Here is a 20,384-nt window from a genome sequence, read left to right on the forward strand (position 1 = left end):
TCAGTCCTTCTTGGCCTTCGCGGCCGCTTTCGTTTTCGTCTTCGTTGCTGATTTCGGCTTCTCCGCTTTCGCGGTTCCGGCCGATGCAGCCTTGGCAGACTTCGCTCCTGCCGATTTTCCTGCGGCCGATTTTCCCTTTGCCGCCTTGCCCTTGGTCACGCCGCCCTTCGCTTCGCGTTCGGCGATGAGCGCAAGCGCTTCCTCGACCGTCACCGATTGCGGGTCCTTGCCCCTCGGCAGCGTGGCATTCACCTTGCCCCAGTTGACATAGGGTCCGAAGCGTCCGTCGCGAACAGTAATCGCGCCGCCGTCCGGATGTTCCCCAAGCTCCTTGAGGGCCGCCGCGGCAGTGCGACCGCCGCCGGCGCCCTTGGACTGCTTGTCGGCGAGGACGGAAATCGCGCGGTTCAGACCGATCGAGAAGACGTCTTCGACCGACTCCAGATTGGCATAGGTACCGTTGTGAAGCACGAAGGGGCCATAACGGCCGATGCCGGTGGAGATCATCTTTCCACTTTCCGGATGCGGCCCGATGTCGCGCGGCAAGGAGAGAAGAGCCAGGGCCTTCTCATGATCGATCGTTGCAGGCGTCCAGCCCTTCGGCAGGCTGGCACGCTTCGCCTCCTTGCCGTCGCCGCGCTGGACATAGGGGCCGAAGCGGCCGTTGCGCAGCGTGATCTCCTCGCCGGTATGCGGATCCTTGCCGAGGCTTTGCGGCTCGTTCGCTGCGGCTGCTTCGGCGTCACCGCTGCTGTCGGAGGAGAGTTGCCGCGTGTAGTTGCATTCCGGGTAGTTGGAGCATCCGACGAAAGCGCCGTACTTTCCGAGTTTCAGGGACAGTTTGCCGGTGCCGCAGACCTGACAAAGGCGCGGGTCGCCGCCATCTTCCCGCTTCGGGAACACGAGCGGTGCCAGTTCCTCGTTGAGCGCATCGAGCACGTTGGTGACGCGCAGTTCCTTGGTGTCCTCGATCTGGGAGAAGAAGTCCTTCCAGAAGTCGCGCAGCACGTCCTTCCAGTTGAGCTCGCCCGCCGAAATCTGGTCCAGTTTCTCCTCGAGCGATGCGGTGAAGTCATATTCGACATAGCGGGTGAAGAAGCTTTCGAGGAACGCCGTGACCAGACGGCCCTTCGCCTGCGGCACCAGCTTGCGCTTGTCGATTTCCACATAGTCGCGGTCGATGAGGGTCGTGACGGTCGCCGCATAGGTGGACGGACGGCCGATGCCGAGCTCTTCCATCTTCTTGATGAGCGTCGCTTCCGAATAGCGCGGCGGCGGCTCGGTGAAGTGCTGGCTGGCGTTGATCTTCTGCTTGGCAAGATTTTCGCGCGCGTTGATTTCCGGAAGGCGGCCGCCCTCGTCGCCGTCATCCGACTGCTCGCCGTCTTCCTTCATGTCGGTATAGGCTGCGATGAAGCCGTCGAAGCGGATGACCGAACCGGTTGCCCTGAGGCCCGCCTTCTTGCCGGCATTGTCGGCAACGATCTCGGCGGTGGTGCGCTCGATCTCCGCAGATGCCATCTGGCTCGCGATGCCGCGCTTCCAGACGAGATCGTAGAGTCTGAGCATGTCGCCGTCGAGGAAGCGCCGAACCTGGTCCGGCGTGCGGTCGAAATCCGTCGGGCGAATGGCCTCGTGCGCTTCCTGGGCGTTCTTTGCCTTGGTGGAATAGAAGCGCGGCTTTTCCGGAAGATAGCGCTCTCCGAACTGGCTGCCGATCGCCTGGCGCGCGGCGGCGATCGCTTCCGGCGCCATCTGCACGCCGTCCGTACGCATATAGGTGATGAGACCTACGGTTTCTCCGCCGATATCGACGCCTTCATAGAGCTTCTGCGCAACCTGCATGGTGCGCGATGCCGAGAAGCCGAGTTTCGAGGAGGCGGCCTGCTGCAGCGTCGAAGTGGTGAAGGGCGGGGAGGGGTTGCGCTTGACCGGCTTTGCCTCGACGCTCTCCACGACGTAGCTCGCGCCGTCGAGCAGGGACTTCAACCGGTTGGCTTCCTCGCCATTGCCGATCGCCTTCGGCGGCAGCCGCTTGCCGTCGGCCGAAACGAGGCGCGCTTCGAATTCGTCGCCGCGCGGCGTCTTCAGAAGCGCCGAGATGTTCCAGTATTCTTCGGTGACGAAGCGCTCGATTTCCGCCTCGCGGTCACAGACGAGGCGCAGCGCCACCGATTGCACGCGGCCCGCGGAGCGTGCGCCCGGCAGCTTGCGCCAGAGCACGGGGGAAAGATTGAAGCCGACGAGGTAGTCGAGAGCGCGGCGTGCGAGATATGCGTCGACCAGCGAGGCATCGATGTCGCGGGGTTCGGCCATCGCATCGAGCACGGCCTTCTTGGTGATCGCATTGAAGACGACGCGCTTGACCGGTTTGTCGCCGATGACCTTCTTCTTCCTGAGAAGGTCGAGCACATGCCAGGAGATCGCCTCGCCCTCGCGGTCGGGGTCGGTTGCGAGAATGAGACCGTCGGACGATTTCACCGCATCGGCGATGTCCTTCATCCGCTTGGCGGAGGCGCCGTCGACCTCCCAGGACATCTCGAAGTCTTCGTCGGGGCGAACCGATCCGTCCTTGGCAGGCAGGTCACGCACATGGCCGAACGAGGCAAGCACCTTGTAGCCTGGGCCCAGGTACTTGTTGATCGTCTTGGCCTTGGAAGGCGATTCCACCACTACAACATTCATCGACATTCTCTGAGACAACTTGTTTGGCGACCCTGCGCGCCAATACCGACGCCACGACATGGACAGGGATTCGGGCGCGGTCAAGGGGTTTGATCGAAAATAGCTATATCGCGCTCGACCGCAACCAAGCGGCAACATTCGATTCGGCTCAACCGGTGGTCGTCTTTCTTGCCGTTGTCTTTGGCGCGGCGGAGCGGCGGATCCTGGCCGTCATTCGGCGGTCGCAAGCGATACGAGATTGCCTCCGTGCCGGCAGAGCTGACCGGCAAGATCCAGTTCGACGAGCACCATATGGATCTGCGGTGCGGCAAGCCCCGTATATCGAATGAGATCGTCGATCTCGACTGGGGTCGGCCCGAGAGCCTGGACGACGCGCGCGCGATCGGTGTCGTCCGGGGCCGGCGGCGTCGATCGCGGTTCCTCGATACTCGGTTCCTTCAGGTCCAGCCGCGAGAAAAGATCGTCGCGGCTGAGAGGCGCCAGTGCCTCGATCACGTCCGCCGAAGAGGTCGTGATGGTCGCGCCCTGTTTCAAGAGATCGTTCGTGCCGTGACAGCGCGGATCGAGAGGCGACCCGGGCACGGCAAAGACCAGCCGGCCGAAATCGGCCGCGTAACGCGCAGTGATCAGTGACCCTGAGCGGCTCGCGGCTTCGACGATCGCAACACCGAGGCTGATGCCCGCGACGAGCCGGTTCCGCCTCGGGAAGTCCCGGGCGCGCGGTTCCCAGCCGAAGGGCATCTCGCTGACCGCCAGCCCCTCGCCGGAGACGATTTCCTGCAGCAGGCCGAGATTCTCCGGCGGGTAGGGGCGGTCGAGGCCACCCGCGAGCACGGCGATCGTGCCTGTCCGCAGACTGGCGCGGTGGGCGGCGGTGTCGATGCCGCGGGCGAGCCCTGATGTAATGACATAGCCGGCAGCTCCGGCGTCGCGGGCGATCATCGCCGCGAACTTCGCGCCGCTGACCGAGGCATTGCGTGAACCGACGATCCCAAGCGAGGGGCGGGCCGCCGCCTTCAAATTGCCCTTCGTCGCGAGAAGCGGCGGGGCGCCGTCGATCTGTCTGAGCGCATCCGGGTAATCGGGCTCGCCAATGCCCACGAACACGGCGCCGAACCGGTGTGCGGCCTCGAGTTCTCGCTCGGCTTCGTCCACCGTGGCGACGCGGAAGGACCGGTCCACCCCGCCACGACGCGAAAGTTCCGGCAGCGCCTCGAGCGCCGCCTCTGCAGTGCCGAAATGGCTGATCAGATCGCGGAAGGTTGCGGGGCCGACATTGTCGCTTCGGATCAGCCGCAACCATGCGATTTTCTGCCGTTCGCTCAGCGCCATCCCGGCACGTCGAGCGCCCGGCGGCATCAGCCCTTTTCTCCGATCCGGCTTTCGGTGCCGCTCAGAAGGCGCTGGATGTTGGCGCGGTGCTTGATCCAGGCGATGGCCGTCATGACCGCGAAGAGCACGGCCACCTTGCCGTGGCCGGCTGCATAGAGCGCGATGGGGACGACAGCGGTAGCGACGAGCGCCGACAGGGATGAGTAGCGCGTGATCTTTGCCATTGCCAGCCAGATGACGGCGAAGAGGAGCACCATCACCGGCACGAGGCCGAGCAGCACGCCGATATAGGTGGCAACGCCCTTGCCGCCCCGGAACGAAAGCCAGACCGGAAACAAGTGCCCGATAAAGGCGGCAAAACCGGCGGCGATGCCCGCTTCGACACCCCAGTAGGATGCGACCGCCGCGGCAGCCGTGCCCTTCAGGGCATCCAGCAGCAGCGTCGTGGCGGCAAGCTTCTTGTTGCCGGTTCTGAGCACGTTCGTCGCGCCGATATTGCCGGAGCCGATCTTGCGTACGTCACCGAGGCCGGCCATCCGCGTCAGGATGAGGCCGAACGGGATCGAGCCCAGCAGATAACCGAAAACAAGGCATGTGAGCGTCGAAGGCAGCCCCAACTGCCAGGAAAACATGTCCACCGGTCCCCCCTTCCGCTGACCCGCGCCGGTTATGCCGAATGCACGAGTTCGCCCGCAACATAGGTTTGGACGACCCGTCCGGTAAAGCGTGCATTTTCGAAAGGCGTGTTCTTGGAGCGTGAGACGAGTGTCTCCTTGTGGAGAACCCAAGGCTCGTCAAGGTCGATGACGGCGATGTCGGCCCGGGCGCCGGGCTTCAGCGTGCCGGCATCCAGGCCGAAGATCACGGCCGGGCGGGTGGACAGAGCATCGATCAGCCGCATCAGCGGCACTTCGCCGCTGTGGTAGAGCCGCAGAGCCGCTGCCGCCAGTGTTTCGAGACCGATCGCCCCGTCCGCGGCATCCGCGAAGGGCAGGCGCTTGGTGTCGACATCCTGGGGATCATGGGACGAGACGATGATATCGATCGTTCCGTCGGCCAGCGCCTCGACCATTGCGACGCGATCGTCCTCGGTGCGCAAAGGCGGCGAGAGCTTGAAGAAAGTCCTGTACTCGCCGATGTCGTTCTCGTTCAGGGTTAGGTGGTTGATCGAGATCCCACAGGTGACGTTGGTGCCGTTCTCGCGGGCGATGCGAATGGTCTTCGCCGATTCGGGAACGGAGATTTCGGCTGCGTGATAGGCCGCACGCGTCAGGCCGGCGATGCGCAGGTCGCGTTCGAGCGGAATGATCTCGGCTTCGCGCGGCACGCCGGGAAGGCCGAGCCAACTCGCCAGCAGCCCTTCATTCATGACGCCGTTGGCGCCGAGATACTTATCTCGGGTCTCGAGCGCGACGACGGCACCGAACTCGCGCGCGTAGGTCATCGCGCGGCGAAGCACGAGCGTATCGTGCACCGGCTGTCGCCCATTGGTGAAGCAGACGGCGCCCGCATCGCGAAGCAGCCCGATCTCGGTCATCTCCTGGCCGAGCAGTCCCTTGGTCAGGGCCGCCGCCGGATGGACGTTGACGAGCGCCTTGTCGCGCGCGGTCTTCTGCACGAATTCGACCAGCGCCATATCGTCGATCACCGGATCGGTGTCCGGCATGACGATGAAAGAAGTGACGCCGCCGGTCGCGGCGGCACGCGAGGCCGACTCGATCGTCTCGCGATGTTCGCTGCCCGGTTCGCCGACGAAGACGCGCGCATCGACCAGGCCCGGAACGGCGGTGAGACCGGCGCAGTCCTTGACGAAGGCGTCCGCAGGTATGCCCTGGTTCTGCGCATCCTTCCCCGCCGCGAGGATACGTCCGTCGTCCCCGACGATGACGGTGCCGGTTTCGTCGAGGTTCCGCGAAGGATCGACGATGCGGAGGTTCTGCAGAACGAGTGGTCTGGTCATAGGCGCGGCCCCTGGTTCTGGGAGAGAAGCAATGTTTCCATCACGGCCATGCGCACGGCGACGCCCATCTCGACCTGCTGTTCGATCACGCTTTGCGGCCCGTCTGCGATCTCCGAGGCGATCTCGACGCCGCGGTTCATCGGCCCCGGGTGCATGACGAGCGCGTCGTCCTTCGCGACCTTGAGCTTCTCGGCGTCCAGCCCGTAGTAATGAAAGTATTCGCGCACCGAAGGCACGAATGAGCCGGCCATGCGCTCGCGCTGGAGCCTCAGCATCATCACCACGTCCGCATCCTTGAGGCCCTCGGCCATGGAGTGGTAGACCTCGGCGCCCATCTCGGCGATGCCGGCGGGAAGCAGCGTCGCCGGCGCGACGACCCGCACGCGGGCGCCCATCTGGTTCAAAAGCAGGATGTTGGAGCGGGCGACGCGCGAGTGGAGAACGTCGCCGCAGATCGCCACGATGATCCGCGAGAGCTTGCCTTTGGCGCGCCGGATCGTCAGCGCGTCGAGCAGCGCCTGAGTCGGGTGTTCGTGCTGGCCGTCGCCGGCGTTGACGACCGAGCAGGAGACCTTCTGGGCAAGCAGCGAGGCAGCCCCGGCCGACGAGTGGCGAACGACCAGCACGTCCGGGTGCATGGCGTTCAGCGTCATCGCCGTATCGATCAGCGTCTCGCCTTTCTTCACCGAGGAATTGCCGACGGACATGTTCATGACGTCGGCGCCGAGCCGCTTTCCGGCGAGCTCGAATGAAGACTGGGTCCGGGTCGAGGCTTCGAAGAACAGATTGATCTGCGTGAGCCCGCGCAGCGAGGAGGTCTTTTTCTCCCTCTGTCGAGAGATCTTGACGGCCTCGTCGGCGCGATCGAGCAGGAGCGTGATATCCTGTTCCGTCAGCCCCTTGATGCCGAGCAGGTGGCGATGCGGGAAGGTGATCATGGGCCGCCCTTGCATTTCTGGAATTCGGTCGCTCTATAGAACGTGGACCCCGGCGCGGCAAGCGGCGCGCCGCCCGTTCCGAAGAAAACTTGGGCCGACAGAATTGTTTCCATTTAGACAGGAAAGGCTCTAAAACCGGCCCATGAATCAGATGAACCGGACAGAACAGAAACTTGCAGAACTGAACCAGCCAAAGCCCTGGTCCGGTGTCAACGCCTTTCGCTCCGACCCGCTGGTGGTCGACATCACGTCCAGCATGCCGAAGACGCTGCGCGACGAGTTCGATGGGCTTGGGCGCTATGTGACTTCGCCCGAGGCGCAGGAACTGGCCCGGATGGCCAATGAAGGCGTGCCGAAGCTGAAGACGCACGGGCCGCGCGGCGAGCGCCTCGACGTCGTCGAGTTCCATCCCGCCTGGCATGCGCTGATGCGCCGATCCATGACGACCGGCCTGCATTCTTCCGCCTGGGAGAACCTGCCCGATGAGCGTGGCCGCTCGCACAAGGTAAGGGCGATCCGCTTCTATCTGACCGCGCAGCTCGAATGCGGCCATCTCTGCCCGCTGACGATGACGAGTGCCTCGGTCGCGGCGATTACCGCTTCCCCCGCCGTTCAGAAGGAATGGGCGCCGAAGATACTCTCGCGCAAATATGATTCGTCCAATCGGCCGTGGATGCAGAAATCCGCGGTCACGATCGGCATGGGCATGACCGAGAAGCAGGGCGGCACGGACGTGCGCGCCAATACCTCCACGGCCGAACGGGTGGGGGAGGGCATTTATCGCCTCACCGGACACAAATGGTTCATGTCCGCGCCGATGAGCGACGCTTTCGTGATGCTGGCACAGACCCGGGAGGGGCTCGGCTGCTTCCTGGTCCCACGGCTGCTGGAGGACGGTGGGGCCAACGGCCTGCGTTTCCAGCGCCTGAAGGACAAGCTGGGCAACCGTTCCAATGCGTCCTCCGAGGTCGAGTTTTCCGACACTTTCGGTTTCCTGCTCGGTACGCCGGATGCCGGTATCCGTACGATTCTGGACATGGTGACGCTGACCCGGCTCGACTGCGCGCTGGCCTCGGCCGGCATGATGCGCGCATCGCTCGCCGAAGCCGTCCATCATACCCGCGGCCGCAAGGTTTTCGGCAAAGCGCTTGTCAGCCAGCCGATGATGACCAGAGTGCTCGCCGACATGGCCCTGGATGTCGCGGCCGCAAGCGCGCTGTCGTTCCGCCTGGCGGAAGCCTTCGATAATGCCCATGGCAGCGCCGAGGATGCCGCTTACGCCCGCATCATGACGCCGGTCGCGAAATACTGGTGCTGCAAGATCGCCCCCGCGCTGATCTACGAGGCCATGGAGTGCATGGGCGGCAACGGCTATGTCGAGGAGAGGGCGCTTGCGCGTCACTACCGCGAAGCGCCGGTCAATGCGATCTGGGAAGGCTCCGGCAACGTTATGGCGCTCGACGTCCTGCGGGTGCTCGGGCGCCGCAAGGAACTGTTCGAGCAGCTCTTCGCAACGATCGGCCGCGATCTGGGTCCCGCCGGGCGCAAGACGATCGAGGTTCTGCGTGCCGCCATGTCGCTCTGCGAGCGCGACGAGGGCGCGGCACGCATGCTGGTCGAGCAACTGGCGCTGGCGGCGGCGGCTGCCGAACTCTACAGGCTCGGGGCCGGGCGCATCGCCGATGCGTTCCTGGAATCGCGCCTGGCCGCCGGCTGGCGCTCGACTTACGGCATGCTCGATTCGCGCTTCGATTCGGCCTATGTCCTGGACCTGCTCTATCCGGCGGCGACATAGCCCGTAACGAAGAGCACGAGCGGTATCGTCAGGAAGGAGGCCGCCGTCTGGATCGTGGCGACGGAGGCGTAAAGCTCCGCGTCACCCCCCATCTGTTTGGCCAGAAGATAGCCGTTCATGGCGGTGGGGACGGCCGCACCCACGGCGATGACGAGCAGGGCATCCCCCCGGATGCCGAGAAGCGCGCTGCCGCCCACCATGAACACCGGCATGACGATCAGCTTGAGCACGACCGCGAACAGGGCTGGGATGCTCGGGCTCAGGGCGTCGGCGACCTTGAGGCCGGCCCCGACCAGGATCAGGCCAAGCCCGAGCGAAGCGCTCGCCAGCATGTCGACCGCCGTCATCACCGGCTCATAGAGTTCGATGCCCGTCAAGTTGAACAATATCCCGAGCGCCGACGAGATGATCAGGGGATTGGTGATGATCTTCAAAAAGAAAAAGCCGATGCCACGGCTGCCGCCGCCGAACCAGGTCAGAACGGCGATATTGTAGAAATTGATCGGGATGATGAGCAGTGCCATGACGAGGGCCGTCAGGCTGAGTCCAACCGCGCCGAAGAGTTTTTCAGCGACCGCCAGTGCAATGAAGGCATTCCATCGCGTGGCCGTCTGGAAGACCGACGTGAAGGTGGGGCCCGAAATGCCGCTTCGACGCAGCAGAGGCCAGGCCGAGAGGAGGGCGGCCGACATCAATGTCACGCTGCCGACCGTAGCGACGGCCGTCGCATCGGCCTCGAGTCCGGCCAAGTCCGCCTTCGCCAGCGTCGAGAAGAGCAGCGCGGGAAAGAGAAAATAATAGCCGAACTGCTCGAGCCCGATCCATAGCCCCTGGTCGACAAGCGTAGAGCGCCGGAGCGCGACACCAAGGAGCACGAGCAGGAAGACGGGCAGAGTGCTTTCGAAGACGATGGTCATCAGGGCTCCAGGCAGGTTCAAGCACGTAGCGCCGCGCGTTCTTATGAGGTGCGCAGAACTCGCTGTAGGCCGCTGGACCGCCGGCCGCAAGCCGGCGTTTACCGTGAATATTAACCTTAACAAATGGTTTACGTTGCACTTCTGCCTCAGAGGCGGAGATACTGACGGTGCGATTTTTTCAAGGATGGAACGGAGCGGCCGGTGAGAGCTGCCTTGCTGATCATCATGGTGATGTTTTTTGCCGGCCTGGCGCTCGATATAGCGAGCCTCGCGGCCGTCCTGACCACATTCGTCCTGCTTGATCGTGCGATCAGCTCGCTTCTGCGCGGCCATCAGCCGGAGAGGGGCGCCTCATGAAGTGGTTGCTGATCTTCTGGGGCGGTCCCGTGATGCTGCTTACGGGCTGGTACGGGCTCTCCTACTACGACATGAGCTTCGGCGTCTTCATGCTGACGCGGGAGGCGCATGAGCTCGTCTTCCGGGTTTACGGGAATATCCTGGGAATGCCGCCGGAAACCATTCCGCCGCTCGTCGCCCGGGCCATGATCGTCGACAGCCTGATCGTGTTCGGCCTTGTCGCGCTCAGGAAGCGGCGGCAGATCGCGGCCTGGTATCGGCGCCGTTACGGTGCGTCACGATCGCCGGAAGCGCCTCTCGCCAGCGATGCCAATCTATCCAGCGCTCCCTGAAGAATGAAGGAAGCGGCTGCCGAGTCGATACGTTCGGCCCGCTTTTTACGCGATACGTCCATTTCGATCAGTACCCGCTCGGCTGCCACCGTCGACAGGCGTTCGTCCCATAGGACGAAGGGGATATCCGTCTTTTCCCCCATATTGCGCACGAAGGCCCGCGTCGCCTGGCAGCGCGGCCCCTCGGATCCGTCCATGTTCACCGGCAAGCCGATGATGAAGGCCGCGATCCCTTCCTTCTCCGCAAAGGCCAGGAGCGCCTGCGCGTCGGCGCCGAACTTGACGCGGCGGATCACATCGCGCGGCGTCGCAAAGCGCCGCCCCAGATCGGAAACCGAAAGGCCGATCGTTTTCGTCCCGAGATCCAGGCCGGCCACCGACCGATAGGGCGGCAGCCGCTCCGCGAGTTCCTCCATCGTGAGAATTGCCATGGGATTTACCGATTCGATCTTTCCAGTGCGCTGGTCTGATCCATATGCTTGTCCTAGACATAAATCGAACGATTTTATCGCCCGACTCGTCCGGGGTGCCGCGCGCGATCTGAGGAGAACATCATGAACATCAAATGGCTGGGACATTCCGCCTTCCACATCGAAACGGCGAAAGCCAAAATCCTGATAGATCCGTTTTTCACCGGCAATCCCGCCTTTCGGGACGAGGAGCGCAAGGCCGCAACGGCGGGGCTGACCCACATTCTGCTCACCCACGGCCACGGCGACCACGTCGGCGACACCGTTGCCATAGCCAAGGAAACGGGCGCGACGGTCCTTGCCAATTTCGACCTCTGCATGTGGCTCGGCCGGCAAGGCATTTCGAAGCTGGAGCCGGGCAATACGGGCGGAACCATTCAGCTCGGGAGCTTCACCGCCACATTCGTCAACGCGCTGCACTCGTCGGCGCAGATCACCGACGACGGCGTTTCGCATTCGCTCGGCAACGCCAATGGCCTTGTTCTCCATTTCGACGACGAGCCGACGCTCTATCACATGGGCGACACGGACATCTTCTCCGACATGGCGCTCGTGCAGGAACTGCACGAGCCGGAAATCGGCATCGTGCCGATCGGCGACCGTTTCACTATGGGCGGTGCCGTGGCCGCGCTCGCATGCCAGCGTTACTTCAAGTTCAACACGGCGATCCCTTGCCACTATGGCTCCTTCCCGATCATCGACCAGACGCCGGAGACCTTCGTTGCGGGCATGGACGGTGCCTCGACATTGGTCGCCATCCCCGAGGTCGGTGGCGCAGTAACCCTCTGAAGAGGAGCGCAGCCCAGCCGGAAACCGGTCGGCGCTATTCGCGAGTTGCACGTTGTGCAACTCGCCTTTATAGCGGGGGAAACTTTGCGATACCGGAGACGATCATGTCCGTAGACCTTGCCACCGTGAAGCGCGTCGCGCGCCTTGCCCGCATCGCCGTCAGCGATGAGGAAGCCGAGCGGATGACCGGCGAACTCAACGGTATCCTGGGCTTCGTCGAGCAGCTCTCCGAAGTGGATGTCGACGGAGTCGAGCCGATGACGTCGGTGATGCCGATGAAGATGAAAAAGCGCGACGACATCGTCGCGGATGGTGACAAGGCGGACGACATTGTCGCCAACGCGCCGAACTCGGATCGCAACTTCTTCCTCGTTCCGAAGGTGGTCGAATAACCACTCGCCGTCCGCCCCGCCGTTTTGAATGCGAAAGTCCGATTGCACCATGACCGACCTTACGAGCCTCACGATCGCCGAAGCCCGCGCGAAGCTTTCCGCCAAGGAGATCACCGCGGTCGAGTTGACCGACGCCTATCTTGCCGCGATCGAGGCAGCCAACCAGACGATCAACGCCTATGTCGCCGTCACGCCGGAAAAGGCGCGCGAGATGGCGAAGGCATCGGACGCCCGCATCGCGGCCGGTAAGGCCGGCGCGCTCGAGGGCATCCCGCTTGGTATCAAGGATCTCTTCGGCACGGAGGGCATCCACACGCAGGCATGCAGCCACATACTCGACGGCTTCGAGCCGCGCTACGAGTCGACCGTGACCCAGAACCTCTGGAACGACGGCGCCGTCATGCTCGGCAAGCTTAACATGGACGAGTTCGCCATGGGCTCGTCTAACGAGACCTCCTATTACGGACCGGTCAAGAACCCGTGGCGCGCTAAAGGCTCGAATCTGGACCTGGTTCCGGGCGGCTCTTCCGGCGGGTCTGCGGCCGCAGTCGCGGCGCGTCTTTGCGCCGGCGCCACCGCGACCGATACCGGCGGCTCGATTCGCCAGCCGGCGGCGTTCACCGGCACCGTCGGCATCAAGCCGACCTATGGCCGCTGCTCGCGCTGGGGCGTCGTCGCCTTCGCCTCGTCGCTCGACCAGGCGGGCCCGATCGCCCGCGACGTGCGCGATGCGGCGATCCTGTTGAAGTCGATGGCGAGCATCGATCCGAGGGACACGACCTCCGTCGATCTGCCGGTGCCGGACTACGAGGCCTCGATCGGCCAGTCGATCAAGGGCATGCGGATCGGCATTCCGAAGGAATACCGCGTCGACGGCATGCCGGAGGATATCGAGGCGCTCTGGCAGCAGGGCATCGCCTGGCTCAGGGACGCCGGCGCCGAAATCGTCGATATCTCGCTGCCGCATACGAAATACGCGCTGCCCGCTTACTACATCGTCGCTCCGGCCGAAGCGTCGTCCAACCTCGCGCGTTACGACGGCGTTCGCTACGGCCTGCGCGTCGACGGCAAGGACATCATCGACATGTATGAAAAGACGCGCGCCGCCGGCTTCGGCCAGGAGGTGAAGCGCCGTATCATGATCGGTACCTATGTGCTTTCCGCCGGCTATTATGATGCCTATTACCTGCGCGCGCAGAAGGTCCGGACTTTGATCAAGCGCGACTTCGAGCTCGCCTTCCAGGCGGGGGCCGATGCGATCCTGACGCCGGCCACGCCGTCCTCCGCCTTCGGCATTGCCGACGAGGACCTCGCAGCCGATCCGGTGAAGATGTACCTGAACGACATCTTCACCGTGACGGTGAACATGGCCGGCCTTCCGGGCATTGCGGTGCCGGGCGGGCTCGACCGCAAGGGGCTGCCGCTCGGTCTGCAGCTCATCGGCAAGCCCTTCGAAGAAGAAACGCTGTTCAAGACGGCCCACGTCATCGAACAGGCCGCCGGCCGCTTCACGCCGTCCAAGTGGTGGTGACGGCGTAAAGAGGCGTAATCCGTCGAAATCGCGGCAACACCGACCGCACCGGATGCCGGAGACGATATCTCCGGCATCCGGTGCAATTCGGATCGCCGGCGCTCAACGGTTGTTGAGCTCCGATCTGACCAGATGCAGTCCGCGTTCGGTGATGCGATAGGGCTTACCGGCCGACGACTTGATCGCTCTCTTTCGTTTCAGCTTACGGAAAAGCTCGAGATCGACACCGGGATAGACCCAGCCGTCTCTCGTAAAGCAGCGAACGTCTGCGATCGCCTTGCCTTCGCGGGTGATTTCAATGCGGCCGCCCTGGGCCAAATGGTGAAGAATGCGCTGTTCGGCGCGTGAAATGTCCATCGTTGGAGTGTTCCGGAATGGCGTTCGTCAGAACGCAGGAAAACGTTCCGTTCTTCGTGAGAAGAGCGGGGTTTACGTTTCCGGCCCATGCGCGCTTTTCAGTGGAAGCGGGCAGGGCCCTTAGGGGACTCAGACTGATGGAACATAAAGACTCCTGTCGGATATCGCGCTTTCTAGGAGATCGCCGCGCAATCGTCAAGGTTGCAATGACCGGCTGCGAGAGCGGGCATTGTCCAGTGCCCCATGTGCGGCCGCGCCTTACAAGCTTGCACCGTGGGATCAATTGCTCTACCGAGAAACCACGAATTCAGGCTTCAAAGAAGAGCATGACATGAGCATCGTCGACGTCCGCACTCCTGATCCGAAACGCTTCATTCCAGGCGCCACCGGCGACTGGGAGGTCATCATCGGCATGGAAGTCCATGCGCAGGTGCTGAGCAATTCGAAGCTGTTCTCCAGTGCGTCGACCGAGTTCGGGTCGGAGCCGAACGCCAATGTGTCGCTGGTCGATGCCGCAATGCCCGGCATGCTTCCGGTCATCAACGAGGAATGCGTCAAGCAGGCCGTGCGCACCGGCCTCGGCTTGAAGGCAAAGATCAACAATCGCTCGATCTTCGACCGGAAGAACTATTTCTATCCGGACCTGCCGCAGGGCTATCAGATCTCGCAATACAAGGATCCGATCGTCGGCGAGGGCAAAATCATCATTTCCGTCGGTCCGGATCGCCAGGGGCAGTTCGAAGACGTCGAGATCGGCATCGAGCGCCTGCATCTGGAGCAGGATGCCGGCAAGTCGATGCACGACCAGCATCCCGCCATGTCCTATGTCGACCTCAACCGGTCGGGCGTCGCGCTGATGGAGATCGTCTCGAAGCCGGACCTGCGTTCGTCGGACGAGGCGAAAGCCTATCTCACCAAGCTCCGCTCGATCCTGCGTTATCTCGGCACGTGCGACGGCAATATGGACGAGGGCTCGATGCGCGCGGACGTCAACGTCTCGGTTCGCCGCCCGGGCGAAGCTTTCGGCACGCGCTGCGAAATCAAGAACGTCAACTCGATCCGCTTCGTCGGCCAGTCGATCGAATACGAGGCCCGTCGCCAGATCGCCATCCTCGAGGACGGCGGCGCGATCGACCAGGAGACCCGTCTCTTCGATGCCAACAAGGGCGAGACCCGCTCGATGCGTTCGAAAGAAGAGGCGCACGACTACCGCTACTTCCCCGATCCGGATCTCCTGCCGCTCGAGTTCGACGATGCCTTCGTGGAAGCGCTCAAGGCCGATCTTCCCGAATTGCCGGACGACAAGAAGGAACGCTTCGTTCGCGATCTCGGTCTGTCCGTTTACGATGCGTCCGTTCTCGTCTCGGAAAAGGCGATTGCCGATTACTTCGAAGCCGTGGCCGAAGGCCGTGACGGCAAGGCGGCGGCGAACTGGGTGATCAACGATCTTCTCGGCGCGCTGAACAAGGCCGGAAAGACCATCGAGGAAACGCCGGTCTCGCCGGCGCAGCTCGGCGGTATCATCGATCTCATCAAGGACGGCACCATTTCCGGCAAGCTCGCAAAGGATCTCTTCGAAATCCTCTGGAGCGAGGGAGGCGATCCGGCCGAGATCGTCGAGAGCCGCGGTATGAAGCAGGTAACCGACACCGGTGCGATCGAGAAGGCGGTCGACGAGATCATCGCCGCCAATCCCGACCAGGTTGAAAAAGCCAAGGCGAAGCCGTCGCTGGCCGGCTGGTTCGTCGGGCAGGTGATGAAGGCGACCGGCGGCAAGGCCAATCCGCAGGCGGTGCAGGCCCTCGTAAAATCCAAGCTCGGCATCGAGGAGTGACGATGTTCTTCGTCCGTACCGCGAGCGAGCGCGACCTCGAAAAGGTTCGCGCTCTGCTTGCCGAGACGTGGCACGCGACCTACGATACGTTCTACGGTGTCGAAAAGGTCAATGAACTGACGGCGAGGTGGCATTCCGTCGAGGCCCTTCGCGCGCGGTTGCAGCGCAAGCACTCCGAGTTTGTCGTCGCCGACAACGGCAGCGAGCTTGCCGGGATGGGCTATGCCGCCATGTCCGAGTCGCTGGAAAAGACAGCCGTGTTGCACCAGCTCTATGTGCTGCCGAAGTATCAACGCCATGGCGTCGGTCGCGACATGTTCGCGGAGCTCGAGACCTGCTTCCCGGATGCGGAACGCATGCGGGTGGAGGTGGAGCCGCAGAACCTGCACGCGCTCGCCTTTTATCGCGCGCATGGATTTGTGGAAGTCGCAAAAACATCCAGTTGCGGCGACGAGCAGTCCGGCATACCGGCGCTCATCCTCGAAAAGCGTCTATCCTGACCTTTGACGCCGCTCGCATCGATGCGACACAGCCGCCTCGGCCTCGAGATGCAGGTGAATTGCCCCGCAGCCAAGAGCGGAATCACTGGACAAGCCGGAAGCGGCGCGGCATAAGCGGGGGCGAGATTTTGACATCCGGCTGGCTCCCATCGGCCGGTAAAGGACGATGCCTATGAAGCTCCTGCTGCAGATTTTCACCTGGTGGAACGGACAGACGATCGGTACCCGGTTTCACACCTGGCGCCATGGCCAGCGCGTCGGGGAAGACGAGTTCGGCAACGTCTACTATCAGGGCGGCACGGACTCCGAGGGCCGGACGCGGCGTTGGGTGATCTACAACGGCCCTGCCGAGGCGTCTGCGATCCCGCCGGGCTGGCATGGTTGGATGCATCACCGCACCGACGTCTCCCCCGCCGACGAGAAATATGTCGTCCGCGAGTGGCAGAAGCCCCACCGCGCCAACCCGACCGGCACGCCCGGTGCCTACCGGCCGAAGGGGTCGATTGCCGGCGCCGGCAAGCGCCCGCGTGTGACCGGCGACTACGACGCCTGGACGCCGCGCTCCTGAGCCTGGGCTCTTCGGGTATCATCCCGCGACATGCGGGACGATCACGGCGCAGCCACATTTCGGGTTTAGCGCCTGAAGTCCATCCGGGACTAACAGCAATGTGCGGGGGATTGGCGGTAATGGCGGGTTTCTGTCTGCGGGATTTGATTGGCCGGGGAGGGCGGTTTGCTGCCATTGCCCTTCTCCTTGCCGCTCCGGTGACGTCTGCCGTCGAAACCGCGCAGGCGGCGCGCCTTTCCAACGCCGTCGCGGTCTTCTCCGGCATCGACAAGATTACCGGCCGCATCACCAGTTTTGACGTCTATATCGGCGAAACGGTGCAATTCGGTGCGCTGCAGGTAACGCCGCGCGTTTGCCACAGCCGCGACGAAACGGAAGCGCCGAAGACGACCACTTTTGTGGAGGTGGACGAAATCACGCTCGACCGGAAGATCCGCCGCATCTTCACCGGCTGGATGTTTGCCGACAGCCCGGGGCTCAATGCGGTCGAGCACCCCGTCTATGACGTTTGGCTGCAGTCCTGCAAGACCTCGTCGGACGTCCCCCCGCCGGACACGGCGGCAAAGCAATAGAGCACTTGGCAAGGCGCCTCCTGCGATCCTTCTCTCTTTGCCTGCCACTCACCGGAGCGACGCAAAGCGTAAGCCTTTCCTTGAGAAGGCATGATCCTCAGAATTCGAGATTTGGCGAAGCTATGGCTTTCGCGAGCAGAACTTCGTACTGAGCCTTGGGCACGTCGACTGCGCCGAAGGACTTCAGGTGTTCGGTCGTGAATTGCGTGTCGAGGAGCCGAAATCCCTTGGACCTCAATCGCTCGACCAGATGGACGAGGCAGATCTTCGATGCGTCGGTGCGCCGCGAGAACATGCTCTCGCCGAAAAAGGCTGCGCCGAGTGAAACGCCGTAGAGCCCGCCGACGAGTACGTCTCCCTCCCATGCCTCGACGCTGTGCGCATGGCCCATTTGGTGCAGGGCCGCATAGAGGGAGCGGATCGTGTCGTTGATCCAGGTCGTCGGCCTGTCCCGTGCGGGCTGAGCGCACCCCTCCATGACTTCAGCGAAGGCCGTATCGAAGCGAATGTCGAAGGGACGTCTGCGGATCGCCTTGGCGAGGCTGCGCGAGACGTGAAACCGGTCCAGCGGGATGATGCCGCGGATCTCGGGCTCGACCCAGAAAAGTTCAGGATCGTCGGCCGAGTCGGCCATGGGGAAGAGGCCGATCGAGTAGGCGCGCAACAACATGTCCGGCGTGATATCCGGTTGTTTGCTGCGCGTCTCCTTCAATGTCGTATCCTATGCGGATGTTGTGGCCAGATGGTGCTCCAGCCAATGGATATCATAATCGCCGTTTGCGATATCCTGATTGTTGATCAGGTCCTGAAAAAGGGGAAGAGTCGTCTTGATGCCGTCGATGACAAATTCGTCGAGTACGCGGCGCAGCCGCATCATGCATTCGACGCGCGTCCGGCCGTGGACGATCAGCTTACCGATCAGGCTGTCATAGTAGGGGGGGATGCGGTAACCCTGATAGGCGCCGCTGTCGACGCGCACACCGAGGCCACCCGGGGCGTGGAAATGCGTGATCGTGCCCGGAGAAGGGACGAAGGTGCGCGGATCTTCGGCATTGATGCGGCATTCGATGGCGTGACCGGAGAAGACGATATCTTCCTGCTTGGCAGAGAGGCCGGCTCCGGACGCCACGCGAATCTGCTCGTGCACGAGGTCGATCCCGGTGATCGCTTCGGTAATCGGGTGTTCGACCTGCAGGCGCGTGTTCATCTCGATGAAGTAGAACTCGCCGTTCTCGTAGAGGAACTCGATCGTGCCGGCGCCGCGATATTTCAACTTCTTCATCGCGTCGGCGCAGATTTGACCGATCTTCATGCGCTGTTCGACGTTCAGGGCCGGGGAGTTGGCTTCTTCCCAGACCTTCTGATGGCGGCGCTGCAGCGAGCAGTCGCGTTCGCCGAGATGGATCGCATTGCCTTCGCCATCCCCGACGACCTGGATTTCGATATGGCGCGGCTTGCCGAGAAACTTCTCCATGTAGACCGCGTCGTTGCCGAATGCGGCCGCCGCTTCGGAACGTGCCGTCGCAACCGCGTTTTCGAGTTCCTCCTCGGTGCGGGCGACCTTCATGCCGCGGCCACCGCCACCCGCCGTCGCCTTGATCAGCACGGGGAATCCGATCTGGCGGGCGATCTCCAGTGCGTTCTCCGGCTTCACTTCGCCATCGGAGCCCGGAACCACCGGAATGCCGAGTTCTTCCGCCGTCTTCTTGGCGGTGATCTTGTCGCCCATGAGGCGGATGTGCTCGGCAGTCGGTCCGATGAATGTGATGCCGTGCGCATCGAGGATATCGGCGAACTTGGCGTTCTCCGAGAGGAAGCCGTAACCCGGATGCACCGCATCCGCACCGGTGATCTCACAGGCGGCAACGATCTGATGGATGTTCAGATAGCTCTCGCGCGAAGGCGGCGGGCCGATGCAGACGCTCTCGTCAGCGAGCCGGACATGCATGGCGTCGCTGTCCGCCGTCGAGTGCACGGCCACGGTCGCGATGCCGAGCTCCTTGCAGGCACGCAGGACGCGCAGAGCAATTTCGCCGCGATTGGCAATGAGGATTTTCGAGATCATCGCCACCGTGCCCTATTCGATCACGATCAGGGGTTCGCCATATTCGACCGGGGCGGCGTCCTGCACGAGAATTTCCGTCACCTTGCCGGAGCGGGGGGCCGGAATCTGGTTCATCGTCTTCATTGCCTCGATGATCAGGATGGTCTGACCTTCCTTCACCACCGCACCGACTTCGATGAAGGGGCGGGAGCCCGGAGCCGGGGCGAGATAGGCGGTGCCGACCATGGGGGCCGTCACTGCGTTCTTGGCATTGTGACCGCCTTCGGCGGCACCCTGGGGCGCACCAGCCGGCTGACCAGCGGCGATGGCGGGCGGCACCTGGTAGGCGGGCATCGCCGGCATGGACATGGCAACAGGCGTGCCGTTCCGCGAAACGCGGATGCGCAGATCGTCCTGCTCCACTTCGATCTCGGTGAGGTCGGTATCGTTAAGGATATTGGCGAGATCACGGATCAGCGCCTGATCGATACCCGGTTTCTTTTCAGCCATGGGATATGAGCCTCGTGTTCTTCTTATTTGGATTTTTCCGTCAGGTTCTTTAGCGCATGCAGCGCCAGAATGTAACTCTGTGCGCCGAAACCGCAGATAACGCCTTTGACGGCTGGCGCGATCATCGACTTGTGCCGGAATTCTTCGCGCGCATGAATATTGGAAAGATGCAGCTCCACCACGGGGACGGTGATCGCCCGAATGGCATCGTGCATGGCGATGGAGGTGTGTCCGTAGGCGGCGGGATTGATGGCGATGCCGACTGCCTTTTCGCCAGCCTCGTGTAACCAGTCGACCAACGTGCCTTCATGGTTCGACTGCCGGAAGTCGACGTCGAAGCCGAGGTGTCTGGCCTCCTCCTTGCACATCGCTTCGATGTCGGCAAGCGTCTTGCCGCCATAGATACCCGGTTCGCGTTTGCCGAGCGCGTTCAGGTTTGGGCCGTTCAGCACAAAGATAGTCGAAGGCATAAGGGAATCCGGTCCGGTGATGGAGGGTTAC

Annotated in this window: 22 protein-coding genes; 10 read left to right on the plus strand and 12 right to left on the minus strand. The window is 63.0% G+C overall.

Going from position 1 to position 20,384, the window contains the following annotated elements; all coding sequences use genetic code 11:
• From topA to CN933_RS09820, 5 genes are all read right to left on the minus strand, one after another.
• Window positions 1–2,685 (minus strand): type I DNA topoisomerase, encoded by a 2,685-nt coding sequence (gene topA, locus CN933_RS09800; RefSeq protein WP_020487473.1) that lies wholly within the window; start codon window positions 2,683–2,685, stop codon window positions 1–3.
• Between the two features lie 210 nt (window positions 2,686–2,895).
• Window positions 2,896–4,044, minus strand: coding sequence for a DNA-processing protein DprA (gene dprA, locus CN933_RS09805; RefSeq protein ID WP_018094876.1), 1,149 nt, complete (start codon window positions 4,042–4,044; stop codon window positions 2,896–2,898).
• On the minus strand, window positions 4,044–4,655 hold the full coding sequence (gene plsY / locus CN933_RS09810) for a glycerol-3-phosphate 1-O-acyltransferase PlsY (protein ID WP_080636427.1): 612 nt from the start codon (window positions 4,653–4,655) through the stop codon (window positions 4,044–4,046). The genes dprA and plsY overlap by 1 nt, the downstream gene beginning before the upstream one ends.
• A gap of 29 nt (window positions 4,656–4,684) precedes the next feature.
• On the minus strand, window positions 4,685–5,977 hold the full coding sequence (locus CN933_RS09815; RefSeq protein ID WP_018094878.1) for a dihydroorotase: 1,293 nt from the start codon (window positions 5,975–5,977) through the stop codon (window positions 4,685–4,687).
• Entirely contained in the window at window positions 5,974–6,915 is a 942-nt protein-coding gene (locus CN933_RS09820) for an aspartate carbamoyltransferase catalytic subunit (protein ID WP_003533035.1), read from the minus strand. The genes CN933_RS09815 and CN933_RS09820 overlap by 4 nt, the downstream gene beginning before the upstream one ends.
• A 142-nt stretch (window positions 6,916–7,057) precedes the next feature.
• Here CN933_RS09820 and CN933_RS09825 point away from each other — a divergent pair, with 142 nt between their 5' ends.
• Entirely contained in the window at window positions 7,058–8,710 is a 1,653-nt protein-coding gene (locus CN933_RS09825; protein ID WP_018094879.1) for an acyl-CoA dehydrogenase family protein, read from the plus strand.
• On the opposite strand, the gene CN933_RS09830 is transcribed toward CN933_RS09825, so the two are convergent.
• Window positions 8,692–9,627: an AEC family transporter gene (locus CN933_RS09830; protein WP_026168582.1), complete on the minus strand. Its 936-nt coding sequence runs from the start codon at window positions 9,625–9,627 to the stop codon at window positions 8,692–8,694. The two genes, CN933_RS09825 and CN933_RS09830, sit on opposite strands and share 19 nt — an antisense overlap.
• Window positions 9,628–9,828: 201 nt before the next feature.
• On the opposite strand from CN933_RS09830, the gene CN933_RS09840 reads away from it, so the two are divergent.
• Both CN933_RS09840 and CN933_RS09845 read left to right on the plus strand, forming a co-directional pair.
• A complete protein-coding gene (locus CN933_RS09840; RefSeq protein ID WP_080636428.1) occupies window positions 9,829–9,984 on the plus strand; it encodes a hypothetical protein in 156 nt (51 codons plus the stop codon).
• A complete protein-coding gene (locus CN933_RS09845) occupies window positions 9,981–10,316 on the plus strand; it encodes a DUF6105 family protein (protein ID WP_018094880.1) in 336 nt (111 codons plus the stop codon). The genes CN933_RS09840 and CN933_RS09845 overlap by 4 nt, the downstream gene beginning before the upstream one ends.
• On the opposite strand, the gene ruvX is transcribed toward CN933_RS09845, so the two are convergent.
• Window positions 10,250–10,747 (minus strand): Holliday junction resolvase RuvX, encoded by a 498-nt coding sequence (ruvX, locus tag CN933_RS09850; RefSeq protein ID WP_018094881.1) that lies wholly within the window; start codon window positions 10,745–10,747, stop codon window positions 10,250–10,252. The two genes, CN933_RS09845 and ruvX, sit on opposite strands and share 67 nt — an antisense overlap.
• 123 nt (window positions 10,748–10,870) lie before the next feature.
• Between ruvX and CN933_RS09855 the strand changes: the two genes are divergently transcribed.
• The 3 genes from CN933_RS09855 (at window position 10,871) to gatA (ending at window position 13,498) form a co-directional block, all read left to right on the plus strand.
• Complete coding sequence (locus CN933_RS09855) at window positions 10,871–11,575, plus strand: metal-dependent hydrolase (protein ID WP_018094882.1); 705 nt, start codon at window positions 10,871–10,873, stop codon at window positions 11,573–11,575.
• 104 nt (window positions 11,576–11,679) lie between these two features.
• Window positions 11,680–11,967: an Asp-tRNA(Asn)/Glu-tRNA(Gln) amidotransferase subunit GatC gene (gene gatC / locus CN933_RS09860; RefSeq protein WP_003533050.1), complete on the plus strand. Its 288-nt coding sequence runs from the start codon at window positions 11,680–11,682 to the stop codon at window positions 11,965–11,967.
• A gap of 49 nt (window positions 11,968–12,016) precedes the next feature.
• Window positions 12,017–13,498, plus strand: coding sequence for an Asp-tRNA(Asn)/Glu-tRNA(Gln) amidotransferase subunit GatA (gene gatA, locus CN933_RS09865; RefSeq protein ID WP_026168584.1), 1,482 nt, complete (start codon window positions 12,017–12,019; stop codon window positions 13,496–13,498).
• A 102-nt stretch (window positions 13,499–13,600) separates the two neighbouring features.
• Here gatA and CN933_RS09870 read toward each other — a convergent pair whose 3' ends face one another.
• Window positions 13,601–13,855: a YjhX family toxin gene (locus tag CN933_RS09870; protein WP_018094884.1), complete on the minus strand. Its 255-nt coding sequence runs from the start codon at window positions 13,853–13,855 to the stop codon at window positions 13,601–13,603.
• Window positions 13,856–14,186: 331 nt separating this feature from the next.
• Between CN933_RS09870 and gatB the strand changes: the two genes are divergently transcribed.
• The 4 genes from gatB (at window position 14,187) to CN933_RS09890 (ending at window position 17,329) form a co-directional block, all read left to right on the plus strand.
• The gene (gene gatB / locus CN933_RS09875) at window positions 14,187–15,689 is read left to right on the plus strand and encodes an Asp-tRNA(Asn)/Glu-tRNA(Gln) amidotransferase subunit GatB (protein WP_018094885.1); all 1,503 of its coding nucleotides are present in this window, start codon (window positions 14,187–14,189) and stop codon (window positions 15,687–15,689) included.
• A gap of 2 nt (window positions 15,690–15,691) precedes the next feature.
• Window positions 15,692–16,189 carry a GNAT family N-acetyltransferase gene (locus CN933_RS09880; RefSeq protein ID WP_018094886.1) on the plus strand — a complete coding sequence of 166 codons (498 nt, stop codon included), beginning with the start codon at window positions 15,692–15,694 and terminating at the stop codon, window positions 16,187–16,189.
• A 172-nt stretch (window positions 16,190–16,361) separates the two neighbouring features.
• Window positions 16,362–16,757, plus strand: a complete 396-nt coding sequence (locus tag CN933_RS09885; RefSeq protein WP_018094887.1) for an NADH:ubiquinone oxidoreductase subunit NDUFA12 — start codon at window positions 16,362–16,364, stop codon at window positions 16,755–16,757.
• 119 nt (window positions 16,758–16,876) lie between these two features.
• Window positions 16,877–17,329, plus strand: coding sequence for a DUF2155 domain-containing protein (locus CN933_RS09890; protein ID WP_018094888.1), 453 nt, complete (start codon window positions 16,877–16,879; stop codon window positions 17,327–17,329).
• A 97-nt stretch (window positions 17,330–17,426) separates the two neighbouring features.
• Here the strand turns inward: CN933_RS09890 and aat are convergent, their stop codons facing one another.
• The 4 genes from aat to aroQ are packed head-to-tail and all read right to left on the minus strand — an operon-like array spanning window position 17,427 to window position 20,353.
• The gene (gene aat / locus CN933_RS09895; RefSeq protein ID WP_018094889.1) at window positions 17,427–18,041 is read right to left on the minus strand and encodes a leucyl/phenylalanyl-tRNA--protein transferase; all 615 of its coding nucleotides are present in this window, start codon (window positions 18,039–18,041) and stop codon (window positions 17,427–17,429) included.
• 9 nt (window positions 18,042–18,050) lie between these two features.
• Complete coding sequence (gene accC, locus CN933_RS09900; RefSeq protein ID WP_018094890.1) at window positions 18,051–19,394, minus strand: acetyl-CoA carboxylase biotin carboxylase subunit; 1,344 nt, start codon at window positions 19,392–19,394, stop codon at window positions 18,051–18,053.
• Window positions 19,395–19,406: 12 nt separating this feature from the next.
• On the minus strand, window positions 19,407–19,883 hold the full coding sequence (accB, locus tag CN933_RS09905; RefSeq protein WP_003533074.1) for an acetyl-CoA carboxylase biotin carboxyl carrier protein: 477 nt from the start codon (window positions 19,881–19,883) through the stop codon (window positions 19,407–19,409).
• A 23-nt stretch (window positions 19,884–19,906) separates the two neighbouring features.
• Window positions 19,907–20,353, minus strand: a complete 447-nt coding sequence (aroQ, locus tag CN933_RS09910) for a type II 3-dehydroquinate dehydratase (RefSeq protein WP_018094891.1) — start codon at window positions 20,351–20,353, stop codon at window positions 19,907–19,909.
• Window positions 20,354–20,384 lie beyond the last annotated feature (31 nt).

Source organism: Sinorhizobium sp. M4_45 (genome assembly GCF_002885915.1).
Lineage (GTDB): Bacteria > Pseudomonadota > Alphaproteobacteria > Rhizobiales > Rhizobiaceae > Sinorhizobium > Sinorhizobium meliloti_A.

Bases quoted from the DNA above. Each gene is read 5' to 3' on its own strand.
- dprA (WP_018094876.1), bottom strand. From the start codon at position 4,044: ATGCCGCCGGGCGCTCGACGTGCCGGGATGGCGCTGAGCGAACGGCAG.
- CN933_RS09815 (WP_018094878.1), bottom strand. From the start codon at position 5,977: ATGACCAGACCACTCGTTCTGCAGAACCTCCGCATCGTCGATCCTTCG.
- CN933_RS09855 (WP_018094882.1), top strand. From the start codon at position 10,871: ATGAACATCAAATGGCTGGGACATTCCGCCTTCCACATCGAAACGGCG.
- gatB (WP_018094885.1), top strand. From the start codon at position 14,187: ATGAGCATCGTCGACGTCCGCACTCCTGATCCGAAACGCTTCATTCCA.
- gatC (WP_003533050.1), top strand. From the start codon at position 11,680: ATGTCCGTAGACCTTGCCACCGTGAAGCGCGTCGCGCGCCTTGCCCGC.
- topA (WP_020487473.1), bottom strand. From the start codon at position 2,685: ATGAATGTTGTAGTGGTGGAATCGCCTTCCAAGGCCAAGACGATCAAC.
- CN933_RS09885 (WP_018094887.1), top strand. From the start codon at position 16,362: ATGAAGCTCCTGCTGCAGATTTTCACCTGGTGGAACGGACAGACGATC.
- gatA (WP_026168584.1), top strand. From the start codon at position 12,017: ATGACCGACCTTACGAGCCTCACGATCGCCGAAGCCCGCGCGAAGCTT.
- CN933_RS09870 (WP_018094884.1), bottom strand. From the start codon at position 13,855: ATGGACATTTCACGCGCCGAACAGCGCATTCTTCACCATTTGGCCCAG.
- CN933_RS09845 (WP_018094880.1), top strand. From the start codon at position 9,981: ATGAAGTGGTTGCTGATCTTCTGGGGCGGTCCCGTGATGCTGCTTACG.
- CN933_RS09825 (WP_018094879.1), top strand. From the start codon at position 7,058: ATGAATCAGATGAACCGGACAGAACAGAAACTTGCAGAACTGAACCAG.
- accC (WP_018094890.1), bottom strand. From the start codon at position 19,394: ATGATCTCGAAAATCCTCATTGCCAATCGCGGCGAAATTGCTCTGCGC.
- CN933_RS09830 (WP_026168582.1), bottom strand. From the start codon at position 9,627: ATGACCATCGTCTTCGAAAGCACTCTGCCCGTCTTCCTGCTCGTGCTC.
- CN933_RS09820 (WP_003533035.1), bottom strand. From the start codon at position 6,915: ATGATCACCTTCCCGCATCGCCACCTGCTCGGCATCAAGGGGCTGACG.
- aroQ (WP_018094891.1), bottom strand. From the start codon at position 20,353: ATGCCTTCGACTATCTTTGTGCTGAACGGCCCAAACCTGAACGCGCTC.
- ruvX (WP_018094881.1), bottom strand. From the start codon at position 10,747: ATGGCAATTCTCACGATGGAGGAACTCGCGGAGCGGCTGCCGCCCTAT.
- CN933_RS09890 (WP_018094888.1), top strand. From the start codon at position 16,877: ATGGCGGGTTTCTGTCTGCGGGATTTGATTGGCCGGGGAGGGCGGTTT.
- accB (WP_003533074.1), bottom strand. From the start codon at position 19,883: ATGGCTGAAAAGAAACCGGGTATCGATCAGGCGCTGATCCGTGATCTC.
- CN933_RS09880 (WP_018094886.1), top strand. From the start codon at position 15,692: ATGTTCTTCGTCCGTACCGCGAGCGAGCGCGACCTCGAAAAGGTTCGC.